The 1,175-nt window shown below is 38.2% G+C and carries 1 protein-coding gene; it reads right to left on the reverse strand.

From position 1 onward, the window contains the following. Positions 1 to 1,124 (reverse strand): DUF445 family protein (locus ACHBID_RS11075; RefSeq protein ID WP_394734398.1); only part of this gene is annotated, 1,124 nt, incomplete at its 3' end. Between the last annotated feature and the right edge of the window lie 51 nt (positions 1,125 to 1,175).

Here is a 1,175-nt window from a genome sequence, read left to right on the forward strand (position 1 = left end):
TCTGATACTGATTCGCTGATTGACTCTGATACTGATTCAGATACAGATTCTGATACTGACTCAGAGATTGACTCTGAAACGGATTCAGATACTGATTCTGAGATTGACTCAGAAACTGATTCAGAAATTGATTCTGATACTGACTCTGATACTGATTCAGAAATTGATTCTGATACTGACTCTGAAATTGATTCTGATACTGACTCTGAAATTGATTCTGATACTGACTCTGAAACGGATTCAGAAACTGACTCTGATACTGATTCGCTGATTGACTCTGATACTGATTCGCTGATTGACTCTGATACTGATTCAGATACAGATTCTGATACTGACTCAGAGATTGACTCAGAAACGGATTCAGATACTGATTCTGATACTGACTCAGAAATTGATTCTGATACTGACTCAGAGACGGATTCGCTGATTGATTCAGAGATTGACTCAGAAACTGATTCAGATACTGATTCAGAAATTGATTCTGATACTGACTCTGATACTGATTCAGAAATGGATTCTGATACTGACTCTGATACTGATTCAGAAATTGATTCTGAAACTGACTCAGAGATTGACTCGCTTACTGATTCAGAAATGGATTCTGATACTGATTCTGATACTGACTCAGAGATTGACTCAGAAACGGATTCAGATACTGATTCTGATACTGACTCAGAAATTGATTCAGATACGGACTCAGACACTGATTCTGATACTGACTCAGAGATAGATTCTGATACTGATTCTGAGATTGATTCTGAGACTGACTCAGAGATAGATTCTGATACTGACTCAGACACTGATTCTGAGATTGATTCTGAGACTGATTCTGAGACTGATTCTGAAATTGACTCAGACACTGATTCTGAGATTGATTCTGATACTGACTCAGATACGGATTCAGAAATTGACTCAGACACCGATTCTGAGACTGACTCAGAGACTGATTCAGAAATTGACTCAGACACTGATTCTGAAATTGACTCAGAGACTGACTCAGACACTGATTCTGAGATTGATTCTGAGACTGACTCAGACACTGATTCAGAAATTGACTCTGACACTGATTCTGAGATTGATTCTGAGACTGACTCAGACACTGATTCAGAAATTGACTCAGACACTGATTCTGAGATTGATTCTGATACTGACTCAGATACGGATTCAGAAATTGA

This window comes from Streptococcus sp. A25 (assembly GCF_043674095.1).
Taxonomy (GTDB): domain Bacteria; phylum Bacillota; class Bacilli; order Lactobacillales; family Streptococcaceae; genus Streptococcus; species Streptococcus suis_V.